The following is a 2,606-nucleotide window of genomic DNA, read 5'->3' on the forward strand; positions in this document are numbered from 1 at the left end:
CGCTCCAACACCTCCGCCCCCACAGAACCCGAACCACCGAACATCACCTCCAACAACCCCACCCCACCCCCACCACGAGCCACATCCACCAACCCACACACCTCATCCACAACCCCCGCAAAAACCGGGAACCGCTCATACAACTCCCACCCCATACCCGGGAACTGAGCCCCCTGCCCCGAGAACACAAACGCCAGACCACCCCCACCCGCCACACCCTGAACCGTGTTGGACAGCGGATGACCACCCACGAACCCTTCCAGAGCGCCCAGCAGCTCCTCACGGTCGCCTGCCGACACCACCACACGGTGATCAAGCAAAGCACGCGACGACACAAGAGAGAACGCCAGATCACCCAACCCCAGCCCCTCATCCGAAGCCACACGGTTCCGCAACCGGGCCGCCTGATCCCGCAACGCCCCCGCACTCCGACCCGACAACACCACCGGCACCAACACACCATCCCCGGGCGACACCTCAGCCACCTGGCGAGGCTCGGTCTCCGGCCCCTCCTCGACAATGAGATGCGCGTTCGTCCCACTGATCCCGAACGACGACACACCCGCACGACGCGGCGTACCGTTGCGCGGCCACTCCTGCGCCTCCGCCAACAACGACACCCCACCCGCAGACCAGTCCACATGCGACGACGGCGCCTCCGCATGCAACGTCCGCGGCAACACCCCACGCTGCAAAGCCATCACCATCTTGATCACACCCGCCACACCCGCCGCAGCCTGCGCATGACCAATGTTCGACTTCACCGAACCCAACCACAACGGCTTGCCGGGCCGCCGTTCCTGTCCATAGGTGGCGATCAGTGCCTGGGCCTCGATGGGGTCACCCAACGACGTCCCCGTCCCATGCGCCTCGACGGCATCCACATCGGCAGGGGACAGCCGCGCGTTCGCCAACGCCTGACGGATCACCCGCTGCTGCGACGGACCGTTCGGCGCCGTCAGACCATTAGACGCACCATCCTGATTCACCGCCGAACCCCGAAGCACCGCCAGCACCCGATGACCATTGGCCCGAGCATCCGACAACTTCTCCAACAGCAACAACCCAGCACCCTCGGCAAACCCCGTGCCATCCGCACCATCCGAGAACGCCTTGCACCGCCCATCCGTGGACAGACCCCGCTGCCGTGCAAAGTCGATGAAGGTATTGGGCGTGGCCATCACCGTCGCTCCACCGGCCAGCGCGAGCGAACACTCGCCGTTGCGCAGGGCCTGGGCTGCCAGATGCACCGCGACGAGCGACGACGAACACGCCGTATCGATCGTGACCGCCGGACCCTCGAAACCGAACGTGTACGAGATACGACCCGACGCCACACTCGGCGCACTGCCATTACCGAGGAACCCCTCGTACTCCTGCGGAACATCACGCAACCGCGACGCATAATCGCTGTACATGATCCCCGCGAACACACCCGTCGCCGACCCCCGCAACGCCACCGGATCAATACCCGCCCGCTCCACCGCCTCCCACGCCGTCTCCAGCAACAACCGCTGCTGCGGATCCGTCGCCAACGCCTCCCGCGGACTCAACCCGAAGAACCCCGCATCGAACTCACCCGCCTCATGCAGAAAACTCCCGAACCGCGTATACGTCGTCCCCGCGTGATCCGGATCCGGGTGATACAACGACTCAAGATCCCACCCACGCCCCACAGGGAACCCACCCCTCGTCTCCCCGCCCCCCTCCAACAACTCCCACAACTCCTCAGGCGACGACACACCCCCCGGGAACCGACAACTCATCCCCACCACCGCCACCGGCTCATCCACCACCCCACCCCGCACCACCGCCACACCCTCGTCCCGACCCAACAACTCCCCACGCAAGAACTCCGCCAGAGCATCAGGCGTCGGGTGATCGAAGACGAGACCTGCCGGGAGACGGAGTCCGGTCTCCTCACCGAGTCGGTTGCGAAGCTCCAGCGAGGTGAGCGAGTCGAAACCCAGTTCCTTGAACGCACGGCTCGTATCGATGGAACGGGGACGGTCGATGGCGAGCACTCCGGCCACCGATTCACGCACGATGTCGAGCAGCGTGGTGAGCTGTTCGGCCTCCGTCAGCTTCTGCAGCTGCCGTTGCAGGGACGATCCCGTCACGGCTCCTGCCGAACTACCTGCCGTGCGGCGCACTCTGGTGCGGACCAGACTCCGGAGAACCGGTGGCAGTGCGTCCCGCTGGGCCAGCTTCCGGAGGGCGGCGGTATCCATGCGGGCCGGTACCAGGCACGTCGAGTCGCTGCGCAGGGCGGCGTCGAAGAGGGCGAGCGCCTCCGCACTCGTCATCGGAGCAATACCCGAACGCGCCAACCGCTCACGATCACCCCCACCCATACCACCCGTCATCCCACTCACATCACTCCACAACCCCCACGCCAACGACACCCCCGGCAAACCCAACGCACGACGACGATGAACCAAACCATCCACCCACGCATTCGCCGCCGCATAATTCGCCTGACCCACCGAACCCAACACACCAGCCAACGACGAAAACACCACAAACGCCCGCAACGACAACCCCAACGTCACCTCATGCAACCACTCACCACCCCACGCCTTCGGACGCAACACCCCCTCCACCTG

1 pseudogene is annotated in these 2,606 nt (G+C 65.4%); it reads right to left on the reverse strand.

Going from position 1 to position 2,606, the window contains the following annotated elements:
- Positions 1-2,594: pseudogene (locus ACFVT1_RS40940) on the reverse strand (beta-ketoacyl synthase N-terminal-like domain-containing protein); the annotation flags it as partial.
- Between the last annotated feature and the right edge of the window lie 12 nt (positions 2,595-2,606).

Source organism: Streptomyces sp. NPDC057963 (assembly GCF_042887155.1).
Lineage (GTDB): Bacteria > Actinomycetota > Actinomycetes > Streptomycetales > Streptomycetaceae > Streptomyces.